The organism is Streptomyces sp. bgisy100 (assembly GCF_057709105.1).
The window spans coordinates 203,740-226,419 of sequence record NZ_JBYITE010000003.1 but is presented as its reverse complement, the minus strand read 5'-3'; the positions used below and the strand labels follow the sequence as shown (position 1 = coordinate 226,419).

Sequence of the window (22,680 nt, the reverse complement as noted above, 5' to 3'; positions counted from 1 at the left end):
CCCCCGTCACCGCCAGCGCCCCGTCACCACCGTCGGCCGGTCACCGGCCCCGGCCGCCCGCAGCACACCGGGACCGCCCCCGAGGAGCACCGCATGCTCAAGCCCCTGCATCTGCTCACCCTGCGCGCCGTCTGCCAGAGCGGCTCGTTCGCCATCGCCGCCCGCGACCTCGGCTACACCTCCTCCGCGATCTCGCAGCAGATCGCCGCGCTGGAGAAGGAGACCGGCCTCGTCCTCTTCGAACGCGAGGCCCACGGCATCCGCGCCACCACCGCCGCCCGCCGGCTGGTCGACTCCAGCGCCCGGGTCCTGGCGGCGCTGGACGATCTGGACCACCACGTACGGGAGTTGGCCACCGGCACCGTGGGCCGGCTCCGGCTCGGCAGCTTCCCCACCGCCAGCGTCCGGCTCGTCCCCGCGGCGCTCACCGCCTTCGCCGCCTCCCACCCCCGGGCGGAGATCCTGCTGGAGGAGGGCGAACCGGACGAGCTGCTGGGGCCGCTCGCCGACGGCGACCTGGACGTGGCCCTGGTCTACGAGTACGGGCTCAGCCCCCGGCAGTGGCCCGACGGCCTCACCGCCCGCCCCCTGCTGCGCGAGGACCTGCTCCTGCTGCGCCCCCGGGACAGCGGCCTGGGCGCCGACCTGCCGGAACTGTCCGGCGCCCGCTGGGTGACCAGCCGCGAGGGCACAGCCGGGGCACTCTCGCTGACCCGGCTGTGCGCCGCGGCCGGATTCACCGCCGATGTCGGCTTCCGCAGCAACAACTACGACGTCGTACGGGAGTTGGTGTCCGCCGGGTTCGGCGTGGCGGTGGTGCCCGCGCTGGGCCACCTCGATGACGAGCGGATCCTCGCCACCCGGCTCACCCGCCGCTCCGCGCACCGGACCGTGGTGGCCCTGCACCGCGAGGCGGGCAGCAACCCGCTGCTCGGGGCGGTGCTGGAGGCGCTGCGCCACGCCGTCCCCGGCGACGCGGATCACCTGCCCCCGGTCGGCTCCTGAGGCGGCACCGCGGCGGCGCGCGCCGGCTCGTCGGAGTCGGACATCTCCTCCAGCGCGTCCAGGTCGACGGAGCCGCCCGGCATCACCCGGCGGGTGCGGCGGTAGCCGTAGGCGGCGTAGATGACGAGCCCGACGACGAGCCAGGCACCCAGCCGCAGCCAGGTCTCCCAGCGCAGGAACGACATCAGCCAGACGGAGAAGATGATCCCCAGGACCGGGGTGAACGGCATACCCGGGCAGCGGAACCCGCGGCTGAGGTTCGGCTTCCGGTAGCGCAGGATCAGCACGGCCGCCGAGACCACGACGAACGCCAGCAGCACGCCGATGTTGGTCAGCTCGGCGACGGCGTTGATCGGCAGCAGCCCCGCCAGCACGGCGGAGATGATCCCGATCAGCCAGGTGGCGCGGTGCGGGATCCGCCGCTTCGGGTGGATGGCCCCGAACCAGGCGGGCATCAGCCCGTCCCGGCTCAGCGCGTACCACAGCCGGGACGCGCCCATCATGAACGAGAACGTCACGGTGACGATGCCGATCACCGCGCCGACCGCGATCACATTCGCCAGGCCGGACAGGCCCACGCTCTGGAAGGCGCTGGAGAAGCCGCTGGTGGGGTTGAGTTCGGAGTAGTGCTGCATCCCGGTGAGCACCAGACAGGCCAGCACGTACAGCACCATCGAGATGCCCAGCGACAGCAGCATCGCCTTGGGCAGCTTGCGCCGGGCCTCGATGGACTCCTCGGCGGCGGTGCTCAGCGCGTCGTAGCCGAACACCGCGAAGAACACCGTGGCCGCGCCGGTGAAGGCACCGCCGTAGCCGAACGGCGCGAACGGCTGCAGATTCCCGCCGTCCACCTTGGTCATCCCGACCACCACCACGACCAGCACGATCGCGATCTTGACGATGGTCAGCACCGTCTCCACCCTGGCCGAGGTGCGGGTGCCCCGGGTGAGCAGCCAGGCCACGCCCAGACAGATCAGCACCGCCACCAGGTCGATGCGGTGGCCGTCACCGGTGCCGGGCGCCCCCATGGCCCAGACCGGCAGATGGACGCCCACCGCCTCCAGCAGGAACCCCATGTAGCCGGACATGCCGATCGCCACCACCGCGACGATCGCGGTGTACTCCAGCAGCAGGTCCCAGCCGACGATCCAGCCGACGACCTCTCCCAGGACGGCGGCGCAGTAGGTGTAGGACGAGCCCGCCTTCGGGACCATGCCCGCGAACTCGGCGTAGGCGAAGGCCGCGCAGAGCGAGGCCGCGCCCGCGACGAGGAACGAGATGACGACGGCGGGCCCGGCGACGTCCCGGGCGACCGCCGCCGCCAGGCTGAACACCCCGGCACCGATGATCGCCCCGATGCCGATCATGGTCAGCTGGGTGAGGCCGAGGGTGCGCACCATGCGCTCCCCGGAGGGCTGTTCGGAGGGCAGGGTGCGCCGGAAGATGCCACGGGGCCCTCTGCCCAGCAGCTCCGGCAGCTTCGCGTGTGAAGTCTCGGTGGTGGACATCGCTTCTTCCTTGTCCGGCGAACGGCGGACCCGGCGGCCGCCGCCGTGGGGTGGTCACCACGTGGCTGAAAACCATTGCCCACGAGGGCGGCCGGGAGAAGACACCGCAGAGCGACACCTTCCCGGCCTCAGGCCAAGAAAGAGTGGGGCTGACCGGGGAGGGGAGACGCGGCGCGCGGGGAGACCCCCGACGCGGGGCGGGAGGCCCGGTGCCCGGGAGCCTCGGCTGCCGCACTCGGTGCGGCACGACGCGCAGGTCGATCGGGAGCCTACGGCTGCGCCCGGTGCACTCTGCCGGCACCGTGGAGAGCCAGGCGCGCTCCCGGCGCTCCGGTCCGGAGCTCTACCGGTGAGCGCCGGCCACCGGCCCGGCCCCGGTGCCACGCCACCGGCCGGCCCGGCCGCACCCGCTCCCGTGGTAGAGCTCCGGACCGGAGCTCTACCACGGGACGGTCTCGCCGTGGCGATCCAGGAACTGCAGGCCGGGGGCGCCGGCCTGCGCTTCGAGGACGTCGACGACGGCCGGGATGCTCTCCTGAGGGGCGAGCGGCGCGTCGGGTCCGCCGAGCCGCGTCCGATTGTGGCCGGGGTCGATGAGCAGCTTGGTCCGTCCGTCGTCGGCATGGCGGGTGGCGTAGCTGCGCATCAGCTGGTTGAGCGCGGCCTTGCTGGCCTTGTAGAGCTCGTAGCCGTCCTCGGTGTTGCGCGAGATGCTGCCCTGGTCGGAGGACATGACGGCGACGGTCCCGCCGGGCGCGACGAGTTCGCGGAGGGACTCGAGGACGCGCAGCGGGCTCAACGCGTTGGTGATCATCACCTCGGTGAACATGTCGGTGGAGACCTCGTCGATCGGCAGATCGCCCCGGTCGACTGCGGCGTTGACGAAGAGCAGATCGAGTCGGCAGCCGTCCAGGCGCTCGCGCAGAGCGGCCAGTTGCCCGGAGCTCGTCATCTCCAGGGATTCGACCCTCAACCGTCCTTTCCAGGCATCGGCATGCGCTTGCAAGTCGCCGCCGTCCCGGCGCGTGGTGGCGGTGACGCGCCAGCCGCGTCGGGCGAGCTCGTCGGTGAGGACGAGCCCTAACCCTCGGGAGGCGCCGATGACGAGAGCGTGGCGGTGGGGCGTTGCGGACACAGGCACTCCTTCGTGGTGGGTGACTGCAGACTAGACGCGGCGTTGCGTCTAGGCAATGCCGGGGGACTGCCGACGGGTAGGGTGTCTCGCATGCCCGCCGCCAGCTCCCAGCCCCGCAGGCCGCGCTCCGGCAACCGGCGCGACGAGGCCGCACGTCTGGCGGTGCTTCACGCCGCGGACGATCTGCTCGTCGAGCACGGCTTCGGCGCTCTGACCGTCGAGGCGATCGCGCGCCGGGCCGGCGTCGCCAAGCAGACGATCTACCGCTGGTGGCCCTCCAAGGTCGAGATCCTCCTCGACACGCTCATCGAGGACAGCGACAAACGCCTCCCCGTCCCGACGGAGCGGCCCACGGCAGAAAGCATCCGTGGCTACCTGCGCGCCTTCGCGCGATTCCTCACCCGCGACCCGGCCGGCAAGGTCCTGCTCGCGCTCATGGCCGAGGCCCAGCACAATCCCGACACGGCCAAGCGTTTTCACCAGCGCTATCTCGGTCCACGGCGGGGCCTGGAACGCGACATGCTCGCGCGCGGCACCGACGCCGGCGAGGTCTCGCCCGAACTCGGCCCCGACGCCACGCTCGACGCTCTGGTCGGCCCGATCGTCTACTGCGCCCTGACGGGGGCGAGTGTCCCCCGAGGTCTGGTGGACACCCTGGTCGAGAACCTGCTCAGGCCCCGCCCGGCCTGAGTCTCCACTCGGCTGCGCGTCGGCCCCCGATCGGGCGGCGGCTTGCATCCGGCCTGAACGCGAGAGCGCGCGGGCGATGTCGGTGGCGGTACGCAGAGGACCCGTGAGTGATGCGAGCCGGGGTGCCGGCCCGCACGGTCACACGAGTCCTCGGGGGCCGGCCTCCGCGCGGGCGTGGTCCGCCAGTTCCCCCAGAATGCCGACCAGCGCCATCACCGTCGGCCGGAACTCCGCCGACGCCCGTACCACCACGACGATGTGACGCTCGATCGTCTCCTCCAGCGGCACCACGTCGAACCGGGACGACCGCAGCCGCAGCATCAGGTCCGTCACCGTGCTGACCCCGATCCCCGCCTCGACCAGGGCCAGCGTCGCGGCGGTGTCGGTCACCACGTGCCGGACGTCGGGCTCCACCCCGGCCCGCCGGCAGGCCGTCCGGACCGCCCGCCCGTAGTAGCTCTCGGCCGACGGCAGGATCCAGCCGAGGTCCCGGGTCGCGGCCAGGCTCACGGCTTCGGCTCCCGGCATCGTCCCGGTCGGCACGGCCAGCGAGAACCGCTCCCGGTACAGCCGGCGCAGCCGCAGCGCGGGGTTCCGCGGAATCGGGACGTCCGGGTAGTCCAGGCCCAGGGCCAGGTCCACCGCCCCGGCGGCGACCGCGTCGAAGACCTCGTCGACGTCCATGTCCTGGCTGTGCACGCTCAGCCCCGGATGCCGCCGGTGCACCTGCTGCAGCGCCAGCGGCAGGATCTCCGCCGCCGCGGTCGCGAACAGACCCACCTGGAGCACCCCGGCGATCTCGCTCCGGGCCCGCTCCATCGCCTCCACGGCCTCGGCTTCGGTGGCCAGGATCCGCTCCGCGTGCGCCGCCAGGGTCACCCCGGCGTCGGTGAGCTCCACCCGCCGCCCCACCCGGCGCAGCAGCTCCATCCCCGTCGCCTTCTCCAGCGCCGCGATCTGCTGGGACACCCCGCCGGGGGTGTAGCCCAGCGCCTGGGCGACCGCGGTGATGGTGCCGCGGCGGGGAAGTTCCACCAGGGAGCGCAGCTGCGCACTCGTCCATTCCATATAGCAACGCTAATGGATCGAGAGGAAGAACCGTTCATGGACGTCAACGGTCGGGGAGATGCACGATGGCTGCGAGCCGCTGATCAGCAGCCTCTCCCGTCATGCACCTCCCGTCATGCACTGGCACCGCCCGGTCACCGCGAGCACCGCTCACGCCCGGCGCGGACCAGGAAGGGATCGGCCCGTGTCCTTCTCCTCCACACCCAGCCCCGTCCCCGAGGCGGCCGACGTCGTGATCGTCGGAGGGGGCGTGATCGGCACCAGCATCGCGTTCCACCTCGCCGAGGCCGGCGTCACCGACATCCTCCTCGTCGAACAGGGCGCACTGGGCTGCGGCAGCTCCGGCAAGCCGATCGGCGGCGTCCGCGCGCAGTTCTCGGACCCGCTCAACATCGAGATCGGCAACCGCAGCCTCCGCGCCTACCAGGACTTCCCCCGCCGCCCCGGCGCGGACATCCGGCTCGACACCGTCGGCTACCTGTTCCTCCTCACCACCCCGCAGCAGGTCGCCGACTTCGAGGACTGCGTCGCCGTGCAGAACCGGCTCGGCGTCCCCAGCCGCATGATCGGCCCCGAGGAGGCCCGGCGGCTGTGCCCCTACGTCAGCACCGACGGCCTGCTCGCCGCGGTCCACTCCCCGGCGGACGGCCACGCCCGCCCCGGGCTCGTCGTCGACGGCTACGCCCGGGCCGCCGCCGCGGCCGGCGCGGTGATCGCCCCGCACACCGCCGTCACCGGCATCGACACCCGCGGCCACCGGGCCTCCACCGTGCACACCAGCCGCGGCCCGGTCCGCTGCAACACCGTCATCTGCGCGGCCGGCGCCTGGTCGGCCCGGATCGGCGCCATGGTGGGCGTGGACCTGCCGGTGCGTCCGGTACGGCGGCAGCTCGCCTTCACCGCACCGCTCGACCCCCCGGCGCCCCGGATCCCCTTCACCATCGACTTCGCCACCAGCGCCTACTTCCACAACAGCGACGACGGGCTGCTCCTCGGGCTGGCCGACCCCCACCAGGCCGAGGGGTTCGACACCACCTGGACCCCCGAGTGGCTGGACCTGTTCCGCGCCGCCGCCCGCCGCCGCGCCCCGGCCCTGGCGGAGCTGGAGACCGCGGGCGGCTGGGCCGGCCTCTACGAGGTGACGCCCGACCACAACGCCCTCATCGGCCGGGCCGCCGAGCCGGACAACTTCCTCTACGCCACCGGCTTCTCCGGCCACGGCTTCCTGCAGGCGCCGGCCGTGGGGGAGATCGTGCGCGATCTGCACCTGGGGCGGACACCACCGGTGGACGTCACCCCGCTCGGGGTGGACCGCTTCACCGCGGGTGCCGATATCCGGCCCGAGGCCCACATCGTCTGAGCCCCGCACCACCCCGGCCCGTACCGGCCCGGTCCTCCGGGCCCCGCACCGAAAGGCAGCCCCGGTCATGATCAGCCAGTGGCAACTGCGCGCCGCGTTCGCCCAGCGGCTCTCCGACATGTACGGACGGGAGGTCCCCGCCTACACGACGCTCGTCGACGTCTCCCACGAGGTCAACGGGGACGTGATGTGCGCCGCCGGGGCCGAGGCCGAACGGCTCGGCTCCATCGGCCGGGTCACCGCCGAACGGCACGGCGCCATCCGCGTCGGCACCCCGGACGAGCTCCGGCAGGTCGCCCGGATCTTCGGGGCCCTGGGCATGCACCCGGTCGGCTTCTACGACCTGCGCGAAGCCGCCGCCAGCGCCGTACCCGTGGTCTCCACCGCGTTCCGCCCGGTCGACGCCGAGGAGCTGGCCCGCAACCCGTTCCGGGTGTTCACCTCGATGCTCACCCCGGCCGACCCCCGGTTCTTCGACGACGACCTGCGCCGCCGGCTGGAACGCTTCCTCGCCGAGCGGCAGCTCTTCCCGCCGGAACTGCTGGACCTGGCCGACCGGGCGGAGGCCCAGGGCGGCCTGCCCGAGGCCGAGGCCGAACGCTTCCTGCACCTCGCCGTCCAGGCCTTCGAACTCTCCACCGAACCGCTCGACAAGTCCTGGTACGAGACCCTGGAACGGGTCTCCGCCGTCGCCGCGGACATCGGCGGCGTCCGCAGCACCCACATCAACCACCTCACCCCCCGCGTCCTCGACATCGACGAGCTGTACCGGCGGATGACCGACCGCGGCATCGCCATGATCGACACCATCCAGGGCCCGCCGCGCTGGGACGGGCCGGACGTTTTGCTGCGCCAGACCTCGTTCCGCGCCCTGGCCGAGCCCCGCGCCCTGCGCACCGACGACGGCGAGGTCACCACCGGAGCGCTGCGGGTGCGCTTCGGCGAGGTCGAGGCGCGCGGCATCGCCCTCACCCGGCAGGGCCGCGCCCACTACGACGAGCTGCTCGCCCGCGCCGACACCCTGGCCGCCCAGGACCCCGGCACCGACCGCGGCGCCGTCCTCCGCACCCTGTGGGAGCGGCACTTCCCCGGCACCGAACGCGAACTGGCCGCCCGGGGCCACGGGTTCTTCACCTACCACGCGGTGCCGTCGGCGAAGACCGGGAGCGCGGGGACCGGCAGGACGGCCGACGGCGGTCCGCCCACGCTCGGCGGACTGCTCGACGCGGGGTTGCTGCGCGCCGAGCCCATCGTCTACGAGGACTTCCTGCCCCGGTCGGCGGCCGGCATCTTCCAGTCCAACCTCAGCGGCGAGGGCTCCCGGGACGACGCCCGGTCGGCGGTCGCCTACGACAGCGACTGGCTCTCCGGCGCCATCGGCCGCCCGGTGCTCGACCCGTTCGCGCTCTACGAGGAACAGCGCAACGCCTCCCTGGGCCAGGCCGCCCGGGAACTCGGGCTTCCCGGCGTCCCGTCCGCGGAGCCGGCGGCGCCCGGGTCTCCCGGGGCCCCGGCCACCGGGCCGTCCGACGCGGGCAGGCCGGACCGCAGCTGACCGCGACCTCATGGGGGCCACGCCGGCCGAAGGAACCCACCCCGGCCGAAGGATCCCACCACTGACCGCACCCGGCGCCACGTCCCGGTGACCGGACATCCCGTCACCACCCACCTGACCTGACGCGACCACCCACCTGAAAGGCAGGACACCATGACCGCCACCGCCATCAGCCTCCCCACCACGGAGGCGCTGCGCGAGACGGCCCGCACCGCGCTGCACCGCGTCGGCGCCGAACTCCCCGAGGGCACCGACTTCTCCGCCCGCACGCCGGTCACCGGCGAGGACCTGTTCGGGCTGCGGGCCACCACGGCCGACGAGGCCGACGAAGCGATCGCCGCCGCCCACCGGGCGTTCCGGGACTGGCGCGTCACCCCCGCGCCGCGGCGCGGGGAACTCGTCCGCCGCCTCGGCGAACTGCTCCGCGAGCACCAGGGCGACCTGGCCGACCTCATCACCATCGAGGCGGGCAAGATCCGCTCGGAGGCGCTCGGCGAGGTCCAGGAGATGATCGACATCTGCGACTTCGCGGTGGGCCTGTCCCGGCAGCTCTACGGGCGCACCATCGCCTCCGAGCGCCCCGGCCACCGCCTCGCCGAGACCTGGCACCCGCTCGGCGTCGTCGGCGTGATCTCCGCCTTCAACTTCCCCGCCGCGGTGTGGTCGTGGAACACCGCCGTCGCCCTCGTCTGCGGCGACACCGTGGTCTGGAAGCCCTCCGAGCTCACCCCGCTGATCTCGCTCGCCTCCGCCCGGCTGCTCGCCCGCGCCGCCGAGGACGTCGGCGCGCCCCAGGACGTGCACCGGCTGCTGCTGGCCGACCGCGTCATCGGGGAGAAGCTGGTCGACGACTCCCGGGTCGCGCTGGTCAGCGCGACCGGCTCCACCCGCATGGGCCGGGAGGTCGGCCCGCGGGTCGCCGCCCGCTTCGGCCGCAGCCTGCTCGAACTCGGCGGCAACAACGCCGCCGTGGTCGCCCCCTCGGCCGACCTCGACCTCGCGGTCCAGGGCATCGTGTTCGCCGCCGCCGGTACCGCCGGACAGCGCTGCACCACCCTGCGGCGCCTCATCGTCCACCGCGACGTGGCCGACACCCTGATCACCCGGCTCACGGACGCCTACCGCAAGCTCCCCATCGGCGACCCGTTCGACGACGGCACCCTCGTCGGCCCGCTCATCTCGGCCACGGCCCACGACGCCATGCAGGACGCGCTGTCCCGCGCCCAGGCCGAGGGCGGCAAGCTCCTCGTCGGCGGCGGCCGGCGGGTCTCGGACACCGCACCCGGAGCCGCCTACGCCGAACCGGCCATCGTCCGGATGCCCGCGCAGACCGCCGTCGTCCGCGAGGAGACCTTCGCCCCCATCCTCTACGTGCAGACGTACGAGACCCTGGACGAGGCCATCGACCTGCACAACGACGTCCCCCAGGGCCTGTCGTCCAGCATCTTCACCCGCGACCAGCAGGAGGCCGAGCGCTTCCTGTCCGCCGAGGGCTCCGACTGCGGCATCGTCAACGTCAACATCGGCACCTCCGGCGCCGAGATCGGCGGCGCATTCGGAGGGGAGAAGGAGACCGGCGGCGGCCGGGAGTCCGGCTCCGACTCGTGGCGCGCCTACATGCGCGCGGCCACCAACACCGTCAACTACTCCAGCGAGTTGGCACTCGCGCAGAACGTGAGCTTCCTGTAGGGGCGACGGGCGTCGCCCGGAGCGCGTGAGACCCGCGGCCCGGGAAGAGCTCGCGTCGTAGCGCCGTCCCGCTGTGTTGTCCGCCCGGAACCGAACGGACGGCACAGCGGGACGGACGGCGCTGTCCCCCGCCCGGGCCGACGTCGGGGCAGCGGATCCGGGGCGGGGAGACGCACCGCACTTCCGCACCCCTGCCACGGCATCCCCGCAGCCCGGACGGCCGCCGACCGCTCCCGTGGTGCACGATGGGACGGTAGGTGAGCGGGTGGTGCCCAGTGATGACGCTGCAACGGCTTCTCGGTTCCGTCGGACCGGCCGTGCTCTGTGAGGTCTGCGTTCCCGACGGCTCCTCGGTTCCCCTGGGCGACGTGGTGATCGCCGAGCCGGACGGCGGGTTCGACCTGCGGGCCGGGGACGTCGTCCTCGGGGTGAACCTGACCGACCGGGCCCAGGCCCTGCGGCTGCTGGCGCACTGCGCCCGGCGGTCCGCGTCCGCGCTGCTGCTCAAGGCACCCGCCGCGGCCGACCGTGAGGTGATCGCCGCGGCGGACGCCTCCGGGGTCGCGCTGGTGGAGGTCGAGCAGCAGGCGGGCTGGGCGCAGGTCGTCTCGCTGGTGCGCGCGGTGCTCGACAGCGACAGCTCCGCGGACTCCGTACCGGGTCTCGGCGGCGCCGAGGCGGGAGACCTCTTCGGGCTGGCGGACGCGATCGCCGCCGTCATCGATGCCCCGGTCACCATCGAGGACCGCAACTCGCGGGTCCTGGCCTACTCCACCCGGCAGGAGCGCGGCGACGAGGCGCGGGTGGCGACGATCATGGGCCGCAGCGTCCCCGACGAGGTCCAGGACCGGTTCCGGCGGCAGGGGGTGTTCCGCAGGATCGCCCAGGACACCGGCGCCATCTACGTACCCGAGCTCGTCGAGGGGACCAAGCCGCGGCTCGTCGTGCCGGTGCACGCCGGAGGCGATGTGCTGGGCTCGATCTGGGCCATCGTGCCCGGCCCCGTCTCCGCCGAGCGGGCCGAGGCGTTCGCCGCCACCGCCGCCACGGCCGCCCTGCACCTGCTGCGCCGCCGGGCCGGAGCCGACGTCGAACGGCTGGTGCTGACCGACATGGTCGCCACCGTGCTGCACGGCCAGGACGGTGCGGCCGACGCGGCGCGCCGCCTCGGGCTCTCCGCCGGGCCGTGGCGGGTGGTCGGCGTGGGCGTGCGCTGCGAGGACGACGACGAGGCCGAGCGGCAGCGGCTGACGGCATGGGAACGCATGTCCCGGTTCCGCGGCTCCCGCCTGCGGTCCCCGGCGGCGGTGATCGGCGGCGTGGTCTACGGGATCGTCCCCGCCGAGCTGGTGGGGCCGACGGCCGACAGCGGGGGCGGCTGGCTGCGGCAGCTCCGCGAGGCGACCGGCCGTCCGGCGCCGCTGGTCGCGGTGGGCGGCCTGGCGTCGACGGTGCCCGGCCTCGCCCGCTCCCGGGAGCAGGCCGACGACACCCTCGACCTGCTGCGGACCGGTCTGGTCGACGGAGAGCAGGCGGTGCACGACGAGGTGTGGGCCACCGTCGTCCTCCGCCATGTGGCGCGGTCCGCCGCGGCGGCGCGGATCGCCGGGATCGGACCCCTGAACCGGCTGGCCGAGCACGACCGGGAGCACGGTACGAGCTGTGTGCCGACGCTGCGGGCCTGGCTCCAGGAGATGGGCGACCCGCGGGCGGCGGCGGCCCGGCTGCACATCCACCCCAACACTCTCCGCCACCGGATGCGCCGCCTCCAGGAGGTGGTGGCGGTGCCGCTGGACGACCCCGAGGTGCGGACGGCGCTGCTGCTCCAGCTCACCGCCCGCCGGTACGGCGCCGACGGCGCTGTCGACGGCGCTGTCGACGGGGGTGGTGCCGTCGGTGGCCGTGCCGTGGGTGTCGACGGGGGCCGCGCCGGCGGGGGCGGTGTCGGCGGAGCCGGCGGGGGCGGTGTCGGCGGCGGGAAAGCCCCGGCTGACGGCCCCGACCGGGCCGACCGCGCCGACCGCGCCGACCGCGCCGAGCGGGCCGACCGCGCCGACCGCGCCGACCGCGCCGAGCGGGCCGACCGCGCCGACCGCGCCGAGCGGGCCGACCGCGCCGACCGCGCCGAGCGGGCCGAGCGGGCCGAGCGGGCCGATCGCGCCGATCGCGCCGAGGGGGTCGACCGGGCCGCCCCGGGGGGCCCGGTCGGCGACGACGCCTGACGCTCCGCACGCCGGGCCGACCGGGCGGACCCCGCGCCCCCGCACGTCGGCCCCCGGACGCCCGCCCCACCGTTCTTCCGCCCGTCTCCCATTCCGCCCGTCCCCCTGTTCCACCGTCCCCGTTGTGCCCCGCCCACCGTCCGGGGCCCGCGGACGGTGCCGATCGGACAATGACGGCCCGGACCCCGCTCGCGACCATGGCTGCATGCGCAGTCGGGGTCGGCCTGAACCTCCCCCCTCGGTCCCGGCTGTGACATCTCCCGGCAGGACGTCCGGGAGGTGCCTGCGGGCACACTTCGCCGCTGTCGGTCGGCCGACCCCTCCTCCCGGCAGCGGTACGCGCCGTCCGCCTGGGTCACCGCCCACGGCGGACGGCGCCGCCCGCGCACGGTATCCGCGGAGCCGCCCCGCGGACACGCTCCTCGCGGCGTCGTGACGGAGCGGGCGGCCCCGGCCCGAGCGGGCCCCACACACCACGGAAGGACCACCCCACATGACCCTCGGCACGCCCCGCGCGGACGGGACCGCCGACCGCGGAGCAACGACGGACCACGCCGGCCGCTCACCGCGGCTCCCGGCAGATGACCGGGTCGCGAGCCCCGCAGTCCCCGGTGGACCCGACGGCACGGGCGCCGCACCGGGCCGTTTCGGGGTGTCGGCGCCGCACGCCGAGGCGCTGATCGATCTCTCGGCCATCGAGGACAACGCGCGCCGGCTGCGGGAGCTGGCCGGGCCCGCCGAGGTGATGGCCGTGGTCAAGGCCGACGGCTACGGCCACGGCATGCTCGAGTCCGCCCGCGCGGCCCGGGCCGGCGGCGCCACCTGGATCGGCGTCGCCGCGCTCCGCGAAGCCCTCGCCCTGCGCCGGGGCGGCCTCCCGGGCCGGCTGCTCGCCTGGCTGCTGACCCCGGGGGACGACTGGGACGCCGCGCTCGCCGCGGACATCGATGTGTCGGCCGGCGCCACCTGGGCGATCGAGGCGGTGTCGCGGGCCGCGCGCAGCACCGGACGCACCGCCCGGGTCCACCTCAAGGTCGACACGGGCCTCGGCCGCGGTGGCCCCGGCCCCGACGGCTGGCCCGCCCTGGTGAACGTCGCGGCGCGCGCCGAAGCGGCCGGCTGCATCCAGGTCGTCGGCATCTGGTCGCACCTCGCCCGCGCCGACGAGCCCGGCCACCCCGACTGTGACGCCCAACTGGCGAACTTCCAGGTGTCGGTGGCGCTCGCGCGGCAGGCGGGACTGCACCCCGAGGTGCTGCACCTGGCCAACTCGGCCGCCACGCTCACGCTCCCGGAGGCCCACTTCGACCTCGTCCGCCCGGGGCTGGCCCTCTACGGCCTGAGCCCGGTGGCGGACCGCGCGGCACCCGCCGACTTCGGGCTGCGGCCGGCGATGACGCTCACCGCGCCGCTGGCGTCCGTCAAGCGGGTGCCCGCCGACCACGGGGTCTCCTACGGCCACCGCTACCGCACCCCCCGCGCCACCACGCTCGGCCTGGTGCCGCTCGGTTACGCCGACGGCATCCCGCGGCACGCCTCGGGCACCGGCCCGGTCCTGGTCGGCGGGGGGCGGCACACGGTGGCGGGCACGGTCTGCATGGACCAGTTCGTCGTCGACCTCGGCGAGTCCACCGCCGAACCGGGCGACGAGGTCGTCCTGTTCGGTCCCGGCGACCGCGGCGAGCCCGGCGCGGAGGACTGGGCGCGCGCCGCGGGCAGCATCTCCCACGAGATCGTCGCCCGCATCGGCTCCCGCGTGCCACGCCGTCACATCGGTGGGACCGCGGACGCCGACTGAGCCTCGCTCACCCCCTGCCCCCTGACCCCGCCCCGGCTCCGCACCACAACTCGGCGGAGGCACACCCTTGATGACGGTGGTTCGCGACCGACTGGCAAGCCGAGGACTCCGTGAGTCGCGTCGTTCAGCTCCGGTTCCGGTTCCGGAGCCTCAGCCTCAGCCGTTGGTGAGGGTGCGGTCGAGGAGGGGGAGCAGACGGTCCCAGTGGCGCTGCAGTGCCGAGGGGTCGAAGGCGTCGGTGTCGGCCATGGTGAAGCCGTGGATGGTGCCGGGGTAGACCTCGGTGGTGTGGCCGACACCCGCGGTGTCCAGGGCCTGGTTGAGCTCGCTGATGGCCTCGGGGGTCAAGTCGTTCTCGGCGAGGCCGAGATGGACTTGGGCCGTGAGCTCGGGGATGCCGCGGTGCGGGCTGTCGGGGGCGTCGGTGACCAGGAAGCCGGGGTGGAATCCGGCGACGGCGGCCACCTGGCCGGGGTGGGCCGTCGCGGTGCGCATCGCCAGGGCGGCGCCCATGCAGTAGCCGATCACACCGACCGGTCCGGCGCCGACCTCGGGCCGGGTGGTGAGGAACCTGAGATACGCGTCGGCGTCCCGCAGGGCATGTTCGGTGGTGTGCGCCTGGATCAGGGGCATCAGCCGGCCGATGACCGCGGGGCGCACCTCTTCCCCGATGTGCTCGGGAAGGTCGATCACCGGCGCCGGGCCGTGCCGGTAGTAGAGGTTGGGGACGAGCACGTAGTACCCGTGCTCGGCCAGTTCCCGGGCCATCTCCTGCAGCACGGGCCGCACGCCGAAGGCGTCCGAGTACAGCAGCACCCCCGGGTGCCGCCCGCCGCGGTCCGGGAAGGCGGCGAAGGCGTCGGCCCGGCCGTCCTCGGTGGGAATCCGCAGTGTCGTGGTGGGCATGGTGGATCTTCCTCCCTGTTCGTCATGGATCATCGAATCAGATGAGGAGTCAGCCGGTGCGGCGCCCGAGGAGCCGGCCGGCACGGCACCCACCGTCGCACTCGGGCCCGACCCGTGGTGGAGCCCCGGTCCGGAAAGGCGGCGCGTCCCGCCGCGGGTCCTGACACCGGCCGGCCCAGGGCCCCGGCACTCCGGCCCGCCCCACCGAACGGGAAGCATCCCGCCGGTGGGGACCGGGCCAGGGGGCGCCGTTGGGAACGGAGCCGGAGCCGATGTCGGAACGCGGCCGGTCGGGTCGGAACGCGGCCGGTCGGGTCAGCGCGAAGCCGCGTGGATCAGCGCGGCGCCGCGCGAAGCAGAATGAAGCCGCGTGGATCAGCGCGGCGCCGCGGGCAGGGCGATCCGCGTGGCCGAGGTGCCCAGCCCCGCCGGGATCCCGAGCCGCAGCCCCGGCCGGAACTGGCGGCGCAGCTCCGGTTCCCCGTACCGCAGACAGCCCTGATGCCAGGTCAGGATCCCGGCGAGCCAGTTCTCCAGCTCCTTCACATACCCGTCCAGGACGCCGCGCGCCTCCGCTCCCAGATCGAAGTCGTCGTACAGGACCGGGAGTTCATGCGCAGCGACGTGCTGGAACTGCCGCATGCGGGAGGTCATCAGGTCCTGCACGATCGCGACCGCCGTCGGGTAGTCGCAGTCGAAGAAGTTCTGGACGACGAGCACCCCGTTGTGGACCTCGCCCTCGAACTCGATCTCCTTCTGGTACGAGAAGAGGTCGTTGAGCAGGCAGGCGTAGTCGACGGCGGCGTTCTCCAGCGACTTCATGGGCCCGCTCCGGTAGATCTCCGGCGGGATCCGCCGCCCGTGACCCAGCCGGCACAGGGCCATCGTCAGATCCGCGCCGAAGGTCATCCGGCGCATCTCGATGTAGTCGACCGGATCCGGGATCCGGTGCTGTGCCTGGTTGGCCAGCTCCCACAGCCAGCTCGCGGTCATGGTCTCGACCGAGGTGCGGAACGTTTGGCGCGCCTCCCGATCCATCGGGCCCGCCGTACGGGACCACAGATCGGCCAGCCCCCGTTCCAGGGCGTTCGCCGGTTCCGGGGCGGCGGAGCCGTCCAGGGGCATGAACGCCGAGAGCCGGTCGCTGCACACCTTCGCACCGGCCAGGTCACGTGTCCTGCCGAAGACCGCCGGGAAGTAGTCGTCCCCGTAGGTGCCCCAGGTCAGCCACTCCGACTCCAGGTCGAGCTCGTCGGGGGTCGCGTCCGGGTGGAGCCCCGCGGCGCAGAGCGGGAAGTCGAAGCCGGCGAGCTTCTGCTCGTCCCAGATGCCGGAGCCGGGGACTCCCGGCTGCGCCCGGAGGATGCCCATCCGCTCCGCCCAGGCGACCACCTCCCGGCGGGTGGTGTTCAGGTGGGGGCTGAGCGTCGTGGTGAACGGCATGTAGAGATCGGGGATCCGCGACGGCCCCACCCGCTGGTACGGGACATGGGTGAAGCTGCGGAACCGGTCGGCGCCGGTGAGGCCGCGCAGCGACGTGATGTCCGCGGCCGACGTGCCCAGGCCGGACGGGGCCAGGGCGAGTTGGGCCGGGCGAGCGGCCGGTGCGGACGCTCCGCCGCCGTTCATGTAGCGGCTGGAGCGCATGTGCCACTCGTGACCGCCGGACTGCCAGTCCTGGAGCCCCTTGACGTACGCCATGACGTCGGCACAGGACGTCGGGTCCAGCCCGTGCTCGGCGAAGAGCGGACCGAGCTCGGTGAAGACGGTGTTCTCGAACTGCTGGAGCCGCGAGGTGAGCAGGTCGTTGACGGAGTCCGCGGCCTGCTGGGTGGTGCAGTCCAGGAACGTCTCCAGGACCAGCACACCGTTGCTGAGCTCGCCCTCCTCCTCGGTCTCCCGCTGGTAGGAGAACAGGTCGTTCCGCAGGTGCACGCCGTCGGAGAAGGTGTCCTTGAGGACCCGCATCGGCCGTGAATCGGCGATCACGGCCGGGATCTCCGCCCCGACCGCATGCTCCACCAGCCCCGCCGACCAGGGTGCCCCGCCGACCTTGCGGCGCATCTCGATGTACTCGACCGGGTTGGGGATGCGGTCCGCGTTGATGTTGGAGAGTTCCCAGAGCGACTCGTTGAGGAGGTTCTCGGTGCTCTCGGCGAACCGGGCCCGCCACTCCGGGGACATGCTGGGCACGGTCCGCGCCCACAGGTCCGCCAGCCCCGCCTCGACGGGATTGACCGGCTCGGGGGTTCCGGCCGTCAGGTCCATCGGCATGAACAGCGGGAGCCGGTCGAGGTACTCCTTGCCGCCCTGCCGGTCCTGGGTGCGCTTGAAGGCCTCCAGGAAGTGGTCGTCGAAGAAGAACACCCACACGTACCAGTCGGTCACCAGGGAGAGTTCCGGGCCGTCGGCGTCCGGGTGGGTGTAGGCGCACAGCAGGGCGTAGTCGTGGGAGTCGAGGTCGTGCTCGTCCCAGATGCCCGACCCCTCCACCATCCCCATCCGGCGGGCCCACTCCTTGGAGTGCGTCCGCGCCTCCTCGACGTACGGGTTGAGTCGCGCCGGATGCGGCAGGTAGAAGTCCGGCAGTTCGAAAGGCTGTGTCACGGTGCCCGGCTTTCTTGGTTCGTGGTACGTGCTGCGCGGTCCCGGGCGCCGCGGGATGCCCCGGCCGGACCGCACGGTGCGCGGATCCGCACCGGCCCGCGTCCGCACGGCATGTCTGCGCTCCCCCCCCCTGATGCCGTGTCCCCTGACCGCGCGTCGAGCACTACCCCGGCCCCCGCACCACCATCCGGCCAGCACAACAGTCATATGAGCAGAGAAAGTTGGATGGGGGAGGGGCGGGGCGTGGCGAGGCGAGGGGGAGCCGGAGGCCGGGAAGGGCTGTCGGTGCGAACGGCTGCGCTGCGGACGGCGGCCCTGCGTACTGCGGCCTTGCGTACAGCGGCACTGTGTACTGCGGCACTGTGTACGGCGGCGCCGCGTACACCGGAACTGCGTCCGGCGGGGGCGCGTGCTGTGTGGCCCGCGCCGTCCCGTCCGGCGATGCGCGGTCGCGCTCGGGAGTGCACCGTCGCCCGGCCGGGCGGGCCGCCATGGCTCCGCCACGCGCCGCTGTGTACTCGGGGCGCTGCGGATCGGGGCGCTACGGACACGAGCGCTGCGGACCGGGGCGCGCTACAGACCGAGGCACTATGGACCAGCGCGCTGCGGACCTGCCCGGCGCGGAGGGGCATCGCGGATCCGGAGGTCCGGGAGCCCCGGCCTCAGGGAGACGGGACGGGGCTCACCGGGGCCTCCGCCGGCCTCTCCGTACGGCGTCCAGTCCTCACCGCGTGAAGTAGCCGACGATGTAGAACACGGCGAAGAGGACGACCACGATCATCACGACGATGATCGGTCCCTTGCCCCAGCCCCTGGCCGGGTTGTAGGTCTCGCGGGGGCCGGTGCCCGAGAGGTTGCCTTCGCCGGGCGGTGTCTCGCCGGGCGCGACGCCTCCGGGCTCCACTCGGGGGCCCCGGGGGTCCGGTTCGTTGTCGTTCATGGCTGTCGAGTGAGCCGTCTTCGCGGTTTCACACCTCGAGATCGCCAGAAAAAGGGCGGAGCGTGCGATGAAGGGCAGGGCGTGTGATCCGTTCGCGGGTGGTCGGGTTTGGCCGGGCGGCGCCGCGGCACTCGTACCGTGCGTTCCTGTCTGAGCCTGCTCGAGGCAGGGTCGTAGGCGTCGGCCGGTTAGGAAAGCAGCCGTTCCGGCGCCGCCCTGTGCGTCAGGCGTACGCGGTGCAGTGCTGTACAGCCGGCCGTTGCGGTGTGGTCCTCGTGGGTGGGCCGCTGGGGCGCAGGCGGCGCCCAGGTTCGGGTGAGGGCCGCCGGCGGGCGGCGGAGTGGGCTTGCGAGGAAGGCAGTTGGGCCGCCGGACGGGCCGTCGGGCGCCGCCGGACGGGGCGACCGGAACGGGGCTATGTCCCGCCTTTCGCCCGCCGCTCCCGGGCTCGCAGCACCGCGAAGCGCAGGGCGGTGCGCACCGGCTCCGGTGGGGGGATTCCCTGGGTGCCGGCGATGACCGCACGGGCGATGTCGCGGAGCTTGATGTTGGTGTGCTGGGAGGTGTCCCGCAGAACGGCCCAGGCTTCGTCGGCCGTGCACGAGCAGGTCGCCATCAGTACCCCGCGGGCCTGATCGATCACCGGGCGGGCCTGGATCGCCTGCTTGAGCTGGGCGTTCTCCTGGCGGAGCCGTTCCGATTCCGCCGCCTCGGACGCAGGGCGCGCGGGAGCCTCCGTCCGCGGGGGCGTGGGGCCGGGTCCCGCGGCTGCCGGGGACGCCTCTGCGGGGGAGAGCGGCAGGGAGCCCGGGGTGCGGTGCGCGTGGGCCGGGCGTGCCGTGGGCTCGGAACGATGCTTCATGCGCGGTTCTCCGTCCAGCAGACTGCGCCCGGCACCCGTCGAAGTACGGACCGCCCCAGTCCGGGGAGGGCCCCGGAACTCCACCGCGGGGTGGAGCCTGCCTGCCGCCTCGGAACTGCGGGCAGTGACCCTTCCGGGTCCTTCAGCTCCGGACTCTTCGGCGCTGCATGCCGGTATCCCAACGGTCCCATCCATCGCCCGGCCCGGCCACCTCCGGACCGCAGGGGCCGGGGGAGCCCGCGATATCCGGCCACGGGCACGGTCGGGGCCGTGGGCGGGCGCGGCCGACAGCGGACGTGGGCGGCTTCCGGGGAGGCCGACGGCGCTGGGCTGTGGGCGGTGGGGCACGGCCCGGGAGCCCGCCGCTTCCAGCCCGTGCCCCTCCGTGCCCGCACGATGCCGGGGCCCTTGCCACGCGCCACGATGCCGGGCGTCGTCACGAGCCACGGCGCCCGGCCTGCTGCCCCTCCCGGCCCGCCGAAGGGCCGCGGCCCGGTGCGCCGTAGCATGAGGCCCGTGACGGGTCGGGGACGGTACGCGAGGCGCCCGCCCGGGTGGCGGTCACGTGCCCTGCTCGTTCTCGCCCTGTGGGTGGGGATTCTCGGGATGCACGGCCTGGCACCCGTGGCCATGGCCATGCCTGCCGCGCACGCCCACAGCCACCAGCGGATCCAGCCCGGTGCCGAGCGCGCCACCCGGGCCGCTGCCGAACACGCCGAAGCTCCCGCCACCCGGGAGACCTCCTTCGCGCCCCGGCACGACGACTGCCGGGGCCGGTACGGGCAGGGCCACGAGAGCCACGCACCCGTCCGTGACGCCCCCGTCCGTGACGCCCCCGTCCGTGACGCCCACGGCAGCGATGCCGTCGGCGCCGCTGCCGACGATCGCCAGGACTACGCCCGCCACGGCCATGGCCACCACGCTCGAGCCTCTGCGAGCGAGGACTGCCACGGTCATGGCGGCGGGTCCCCGGCCCACCACGCCGATCCGACCTGCGCGGCAGGTTCCCTCGCCGGGCCGCCCGCGCTCGCGCCGCCGGGACCCGATCCGGTGTCGCTGACGCACCCGGACGAAGCCCGCCGTTCCGTCCCCGAGAGGCCGCGGCACGGCGGCCGAGCGCCGCCGTCCCTCGCCGAACTCCAGCTCCTGCGCATCTAGACGCGCCCACCCACGGCGCCGTACGCCCCCGCGGGCAGCAGCGGCGCCGCGGTCCGCCATGTCCGATCACCCGCTCCAGTGCAGGAGTTCTTCCATGAAGTCGAACCGTTTCCCGGTGCGCCGCGCCACTGTGCCGGCCGTTCTCACCGCCGTGACCGCCCTCCTCCTGACGGCCTGTTCCCAGGGTCCCGGCAGTTCCTCCGCCCACCATGAGTCCGGGCCGAAGTCCTCGTCCGCGCCGAGTGCTTCGGCTCCGGCGGGCCGCCACAGCGCGGCGGATGTCGCCTTTGCGACGGGCATGGTCCCGCACCACCGCCAGGCCGTGGAGATGGCCGGCCTCGCCGCCACCCGCGCCATGTCGCCCGAGGTCAAGAAGTTGGCCAAGGAGGTCGAGGCGGCGCAGGGCCCGGAGATCAGGACCCTGTCGGGCTGGCTGACCGCCTGGGACGTCCGCGTTCCCGGAAAGATGTCCGGCAAGGACCACTCCGGCATGGACCACTCCGGCACCACCGGCTCCGGCCCGGCCGAGGAGGACACCGACCACACCGGACATGGTGCGGACACCGCCGCGCCTCCCGGGGGCGCCATGCGCGGCATGGTGGACGACGCGGGCATGGACCGGCTGCGGAAGGCATCCGGCCGCGCCTTCGACACCGCCTTCCTGTGGCTGATGACCGAACACCACGAGGGCGCGGTGGCCATGGCCCGGACCGAGCGCGCCCGTGGCACGTACGGCCCGGCCAAGGCCATGGCCGCGGACATCATCACCGCGCAGAACGGCGAGATCCGGCGGATGAAGCGGCTCCTCGACGGGAGCTGAGCATCTGCGGACCGGCCGTCGCTCCGGCGGTGGGGCGGGTCAGCGGCCCGCCCCCCGTTCCGCCTCCGCCGGCAGCTTCTCGGCTGCCGGCGGCCCGGCGGCCGGTCCCCGGCCCGGCTTCCGGGCCCGCCGCATCGCGACATGGACCCCGGCCATCACCAGGACGGTGGCCACCGCGCTGTGCCAGAGCAGCGCGTCCAGCCGGCCCGCCGCCAGATACGCACCGGCGGCCACCGCCGCGATCGCGCAGACGGCCCGGTCGACGATGCTCTCCACGGACAGCAGGGTGGCGCGCGGCGCGTCCCGGGGGATCGCGTCGTTGATCAGCTTCCGCTGGACCGGATACGCGAAGCCCGTGGCCGCGGCGAACAGACACAGCAGCGCGATCACCGTCATCGCACCGCCCAGGGCGATGGCCGCCAGCGTGACCGCCATGGCGACGCTGAGCAGCGACACCAGGGTGACCGGCCGCAGCCGCCGCCCCAGCCACTGCGGCCGGGCCGAGGCGATGGCCTCCGCGACCGTCATGGCCGCCAGCACCCCGCCGTGCGAGGCCTCCGGGATGTGCTCGGCCAGCAGGATGGGCTGGAAGAGGTTGACCTGGCAGATCCGCGACAGCGTGAACACCGCCACGCCCTGCACCATCAGCAGGGCCAGCCACGGCGAGCGGGCGACGCTGCGCAGCGCCCGCCCGGCGTCGTGCCAGAACCGGCCGCCCGCCTGCCCCCGCGGCGGATGTTCCCGGCCCGGGGCGAGCCGGGGCAGCGCCAGCGCGCACCCGAGGGAGGCGGCGGCGCTGCCCGCGCTGAGCAGGTACGGCGCGGGGTGGGCGAGCGTCATCAGCGGCCCGACCAGCGGCCAGCAGACCACCTTCGCCGCCAGGCCCAGCGCCCGGGAGGTGCCCTCCGCCCGCACATAGTGGTCCCCGGCGTCATGGGCGTGCAGCGCGTCGTAGAGGTACGCGCTGGCGGCGCCCGACGTCAGCGACCGGCCCGCCGCGATGGCCAGGAAGTGGACCAGGAAGCCGCCGTAGCTCGGGGCGAGGACCGGGGTCAGGTTGGCCGCGGTCATCACCACGGCGCCGATCCGCAGGCAGTTCCGGGCCCCGATCCGGTCGGCGACCAGCCCGGTGGGGATCTCGAACAGGCAGAACGCCACGTAGTAGATGCTCTGGATACCGAAGATCTCGGCGTCGGAGAGGCCCGCCTCCCGCTGGTAGGCGTAGAAGACGGGCATCCACCACAGCAGGTTGAACAGCAGCTGGAAACCGTTGTTGAGGGCGATGACGCGGCGGGCCGGCCCCGGCAGGGACTTCTGGGGCTCGGCCCGCCGGAACACCCGGCGTACGGAGTTCATC

Annotated in this window: 17 protein-coding genes; 9 read left to right on the top strand and 8 right to left on the bottom strand. The window is 73.9% G+C overall.

Features of this window, described 5'->3' with window-relative positions; genetic code table 11:
• The first annotated feature begins 93 nt into the window (after nt 1–93).
• Nucleotides 94–1,005, top strand: a complete 912-nt coding sequence (locus AC3EQ1_RS03870) for a LysR substrate-binding domain-containing protein (RefSeq protein ID WP_432092799.1) — start codon at nt 94–96, stop codon at nt 1,003–1,005.
• Here the strand turns inward: AC3EQ1_RS03870 and AC3EQ1_RS03865 are convergent.
• Both AC3EQ1_RS03865 and AC3EQ1_RS03860 read right to left on the bottom strand, forming a co-directional pair.
• On the bottom strand, nt 981–2,513 hold the full coding sequence (locus AC3EQ1_RS03865) for an amino acid permease (protein ID WP_432092798.1): 1,533 nt from the start codon (nt 2,511–2,513) through the stop codon (nt 981–983). The genes AC3EQ1_RS03870 and AC3EQ1_RS03865 overlap by 25 nt on opposite strands.
• Nucleotides 2,514–2,952: 439 nt before the next feature.
• A complete protein-coding gene (locus AC3EQ1_RS03860; RefSeq protein ID WP_432092797.1) occupies nt 2,953–3,648 on the bottom strand; it encodes an SDR family NAD(P)-dependent oxidoreductase in 696 nt (231 codons plus the stop codon).
• Between the two features lie 90 nt (nt 3,649–3,738).
• Between AC3EQ1_RS03860 and AC3EQ1_RS03855 the strand changes: the two genes are divergently transcribed.
• Nucleotides 3,739–4,338 carry a TetR/AcrR family transcriptional regulator gene (locus tag AC3EQ1_RS03855; RefSeq protein ID WP_432092796.1) on the top strand — a complete coding sequence of 200 codons (600 nt, stop codon included), beginning with the start codon at nt 3,739–3,741 and terminating at the stop codon, nt 4,336–4,338.
• Between the two features lie 138 nt (nt 4,339–4,476).
• Here AC3EQ1_RS03855 and AC3EQ1_RS03850 read toward each other — a convergent pair whose 3' ends face one another.
• The gene (locus tag AC3EQ1_RS03850) at nt 4,477–5,406 is read right to left on the bottom strand and encodes a LysR substrate-binding domain-containing protein (protein WP_432092795.1); all 930 of its coding nucleotides are present in this window, start codon (nt 5,404–5,406) and stop codon (nt 4,477–4,479) included.
• A 184-nt stretch (nt 5,407–5,590) separates the two neighbouring features.
• On the opposite strand from AC3EQ1_RS03850, the gene AC3EQ1_RS03845 reads away from it, so the two are divergent.
• From AC3EQ1_RS03845 to alr, 5 genes are all read left to right on the top strand, one after another.
• Nucleotides 5,591–6,766 (top strand): NAD(P)/FAD-dependent oxidoreductase, encoded by a 1,176-nt coding sequence (locus AC3EQ1_RS03845; protein WP_432092794.1) that lies wholly within the window; start codon nt 5,591–5,593, stop codon nt 6,764–6,766.
• 67 nt (nt 6,767–6,833) lie between these two features.
• Complete coding sequence (gene hglS, locus AC3EQ1_RS03840) at nt 6,834–8,321, top strand: 2-oxoadipate dioxygenase/decarboxylase (RefSeq protein WP_432092793.1); 1,488 nt, start codon at nt 6,834–6,836, stop codon at nt 8,319–8,321.
• Nucleotides 8,322–8,474: 153 nt separating this feature from the next.
• The gene (amaB, locus tag AC3EQ1_RS03835; protein ID WP_432092792.1) at nt 8,475–10,010 is read left to right on the top strand and encodes an L-piperidine-6-carboxylate dehydrogenase; all 1,536 of its coding nucleotides are present in this window, start codon (nt 8,475–8,477) and stop codon (nt 10,008–10,010) included.
• A 278-nt stretch (nt 10,011–10,288) separates the two neighbouring features.
• Nucleotides 10,289–12,232, top strand: coding sequence for a PucR family transcriptional regulator (locus tag AC3EQ1_RS03830; protein WP_432092791.1), 1,944 nt, complete (start codon nt 10,289–10,291; stop codon nt 12,230–12,232).
• A 493-nt stretch (nt 12,233–12,725) separates the two neighbouring features.
• A complete protein-coding gene (gene alr / locus AC3EQ1_RS03825) occupies nt 12,726–14,030 on the top strand; it encodes an alanine racemase (RefSeq protein ID WP_432092790.1) in 1,305 nt (434 codons plus the stop codon).
• A gap of 156 nt (nt 14,031–14,186) precedes the next feature.
• On the opposite strand, the gene AC3EQ1_RS03820 is transcribed toward alr, so the two are convergent.
• The 4 genes from AC3EQ1_RS03820 to AC3EQ1_RS03805 all read right to left on the bottom strand — a co-directional run bounded on the left by AC3EQ1_RS03820 (nt 14,187) and on the right by AC3EQ1_RS03805 (nt 19,345).
• Nucleotides 14,187–14,936, bottom strand: a complete 750-nt coding sequence (locus tag AC3EQ1_RS03820) for a dienelactone hydrolase family protein (protein ID WP_432092789.1) — start codon at nt 14,934–14,936, stop codon at nt 14,187–14,189.
• A gap of 375 nt (nt 14,937–15,311) precedes the next feature.
• Nucleotides 15,312–17,543 carry a family 2 encapsulin nanocompartment cargo protein terpene cyclase gene (locus AC3EQ1_RS03815; RefSeq protein WP_432092788.1) on the bottom strand — a complete coding sequence of 744 codons (2,232 nt, stop codon included), beginning with the start codon at nt 17,541–17,543 and terminating at the stop codon, nt 15,312–15,314.
• 724 nt (nt 17,544–18,267) lie between these two features.
• Nucleotides 18,268–18,483: a DUF6480 family protein gene (locus tag AC3EQ1_RS03810; RefSeq protein WP_388861259.1), complete on the bottom strand. Its 216-nt coding sequence runs from the start codon at nt 18,481–18,483 to the stop codon at nt 18,268–18,270.
• Between the two features lie 415 nt (nt 18,484–18,898).
• On the bottom strand, nt 18,899–19,345 hold the full coding sequence (locus AC3EQ1_RS03805) for an ANTAR domain-containing response regulator (RefSeq protein ID WP_432092787.1): 447 nt from the start codon (nt 19,343–19,345) through the stop codon (nt 18,899–18,901).
• A 606-nt stretch (nt 19,346–19,951) separates the two neighbouring features.
• On the opposite strand from AC3EQ1_RS03805, the gene AC3EQ1_RS03800 reads away from it, so the two are divergent.
• Together AC3EQ1_RS03800 and AC3EQ1_RS03795 are read left to right on the top strand one after the other, a co-directional pair.
• A complete protein-coding gene (locus AC3EQ1_RS03800) occupies nt 19,952–20,503 on the top strand; it encodes a DUF6153 family protein (protein ID WP_432092786.1) in 552 nt (183 codons plus the stop codon).
• Between the two features lie 94 nt (nt 20,504–20,597).
• Nucleotides 20,598–21,323 carry a DUF305 domain-containing protein gene (locus AC3EQ1_RS03795; RefSeq protein WP_432092785.1) on the top strand — a complete coding sequence of 242 codons (726 nt, stop codon included), beginning with the start codon at nt 20,598–20,600 and terminating at the stop codon, nt 21,321–21,323.
• 39 nt (nt 21,324–21,362) lie between these two features.
• Here the strand turns inward: AC3EQ1_RS03795 and AC3EQ1_RS03790 are convergent, their stop codons facing one another.
• Complete coding sequence (locus AC3EQ1_RS03790) at nt 21,363–22,679, bottom strand: MFS transporter (RefSeq protein ID WP_432092784.1); 1,317 nt, start codon at nt 22,677–22,679, stop codon at nt 21,363–21,365.
• Between the last annotated feature and the right edge of the window lies 1 nt (nt 22,680).

What these genes read in the sequence shown, in the direction of transcription:
- AC3EQ1_RS03870 (WP_432092799.1), top strand. Translation starts at nt 94, where the DNA reads ATGCTCAAGCCCCTGCATCTGCTCACCCTGCGCGCCGTCTGCCAGAGC.
- AC3EQ1_RS03865 (WP_432092798.1), bottom strand. Translation starts at nt 2,513, where the DNA reads ATGTCCACCACCGAGACTTCACACGCGAAGCTGCCGGAGCTGCTGGGC.
- AC3EQ1_RS03855 (WP_432092796.1), top strand. Translation starts at nt 3,739, where the DNA reads ATGCCCGCCGCCAGCTCCCAGCCCCGCAGGCCGCGCTCCGGCAACCGG.
- AC3EQ1_RS03850 (WP_432092795.1), bottom strand. Translation starts at nt 5,406, where the DNA reads ATGGAATGGACGAGTGCGCAGCTGCGCTCCCTGGTGGAACTTCCCCGC.
- hglS (WP_432092793.1), top strand. Translation starts at nt 6,834, where the DNA reads ATGATCAGCCAGTGGCAACTGCGCGCCGCGTTCGCCCAGCGGCTCTCC.
- amaB (WP_432092792.1), top strand. Translation starts at nt 8,475, where the DNA reads ATGACCGCCACCGCCATCAGCCTCCCCACCACGGAGGCGCTGCGCGAG.
- AC3EQ1_RS03830 (WP_432092791.1), top strand. Translation starts at nt 10,289, where the DNA reads ATGACGCTGCAACGGCTTCTCGGTTCCGTCGGACCGGCCGTGCTCTGT.
- alr (WP_432092790.1), top strand. Translation starts at nt 12,726, where the DNA reads ATGACCCTCGGCACGCCCCGCGCGGACGGGACCGCCGACCGCGGAGCA.
- AC3EQ1_RS03820 (WP_432092789.1), bottom strand. Translation starts at nt 14,936, where the DNA reads ATGCCCACCACGACACTGCGGATTCCCACCGAGGACGGCCGGGCCGAC.
- AC3EQ1_RS03810 (WP_388861259.1), bottom strand. Translation starts at nt 18,483, where the DNA reads ATGAACGACAACGAACCGGACCCCCGGGGCCCCCGAGTGGAGCCCGGA.
- AC3EQ1_RS03805 (WP_432092787.1), bottom strand. Translation starts at nt 19,345, where the DNA reads ATGAAGCATCGTTCCGAGCCCACGGCACGCCCGGCCCACGCGCACCGC.
- AC3EQ1_RS03800 (WP_432092786.1), top strand. Translation starts at nt 19,952, where the DNA reads ATGCACGGCCTGGCACCCGTGGCCATGGCCATGCCTGCCGCGCACGCC.
- AC3EQ1_RS03795 (WP_432092785.1), top strand. Translation starts at nt 20,598, where the DNA reads ATGAAGTCGAACCGTTTCCCGGTGCGCCGCGCCACTGTGCCGGCCGTT.
- AC3EQ1_RS03790 (WP_432092784.1), bottom strand. Translation starts at nt 22,679, where the DNA reads ATGAACTCCGTACGCCGGGTGTTCCGGCGGGCCGAGCCCCAGAAGTCC.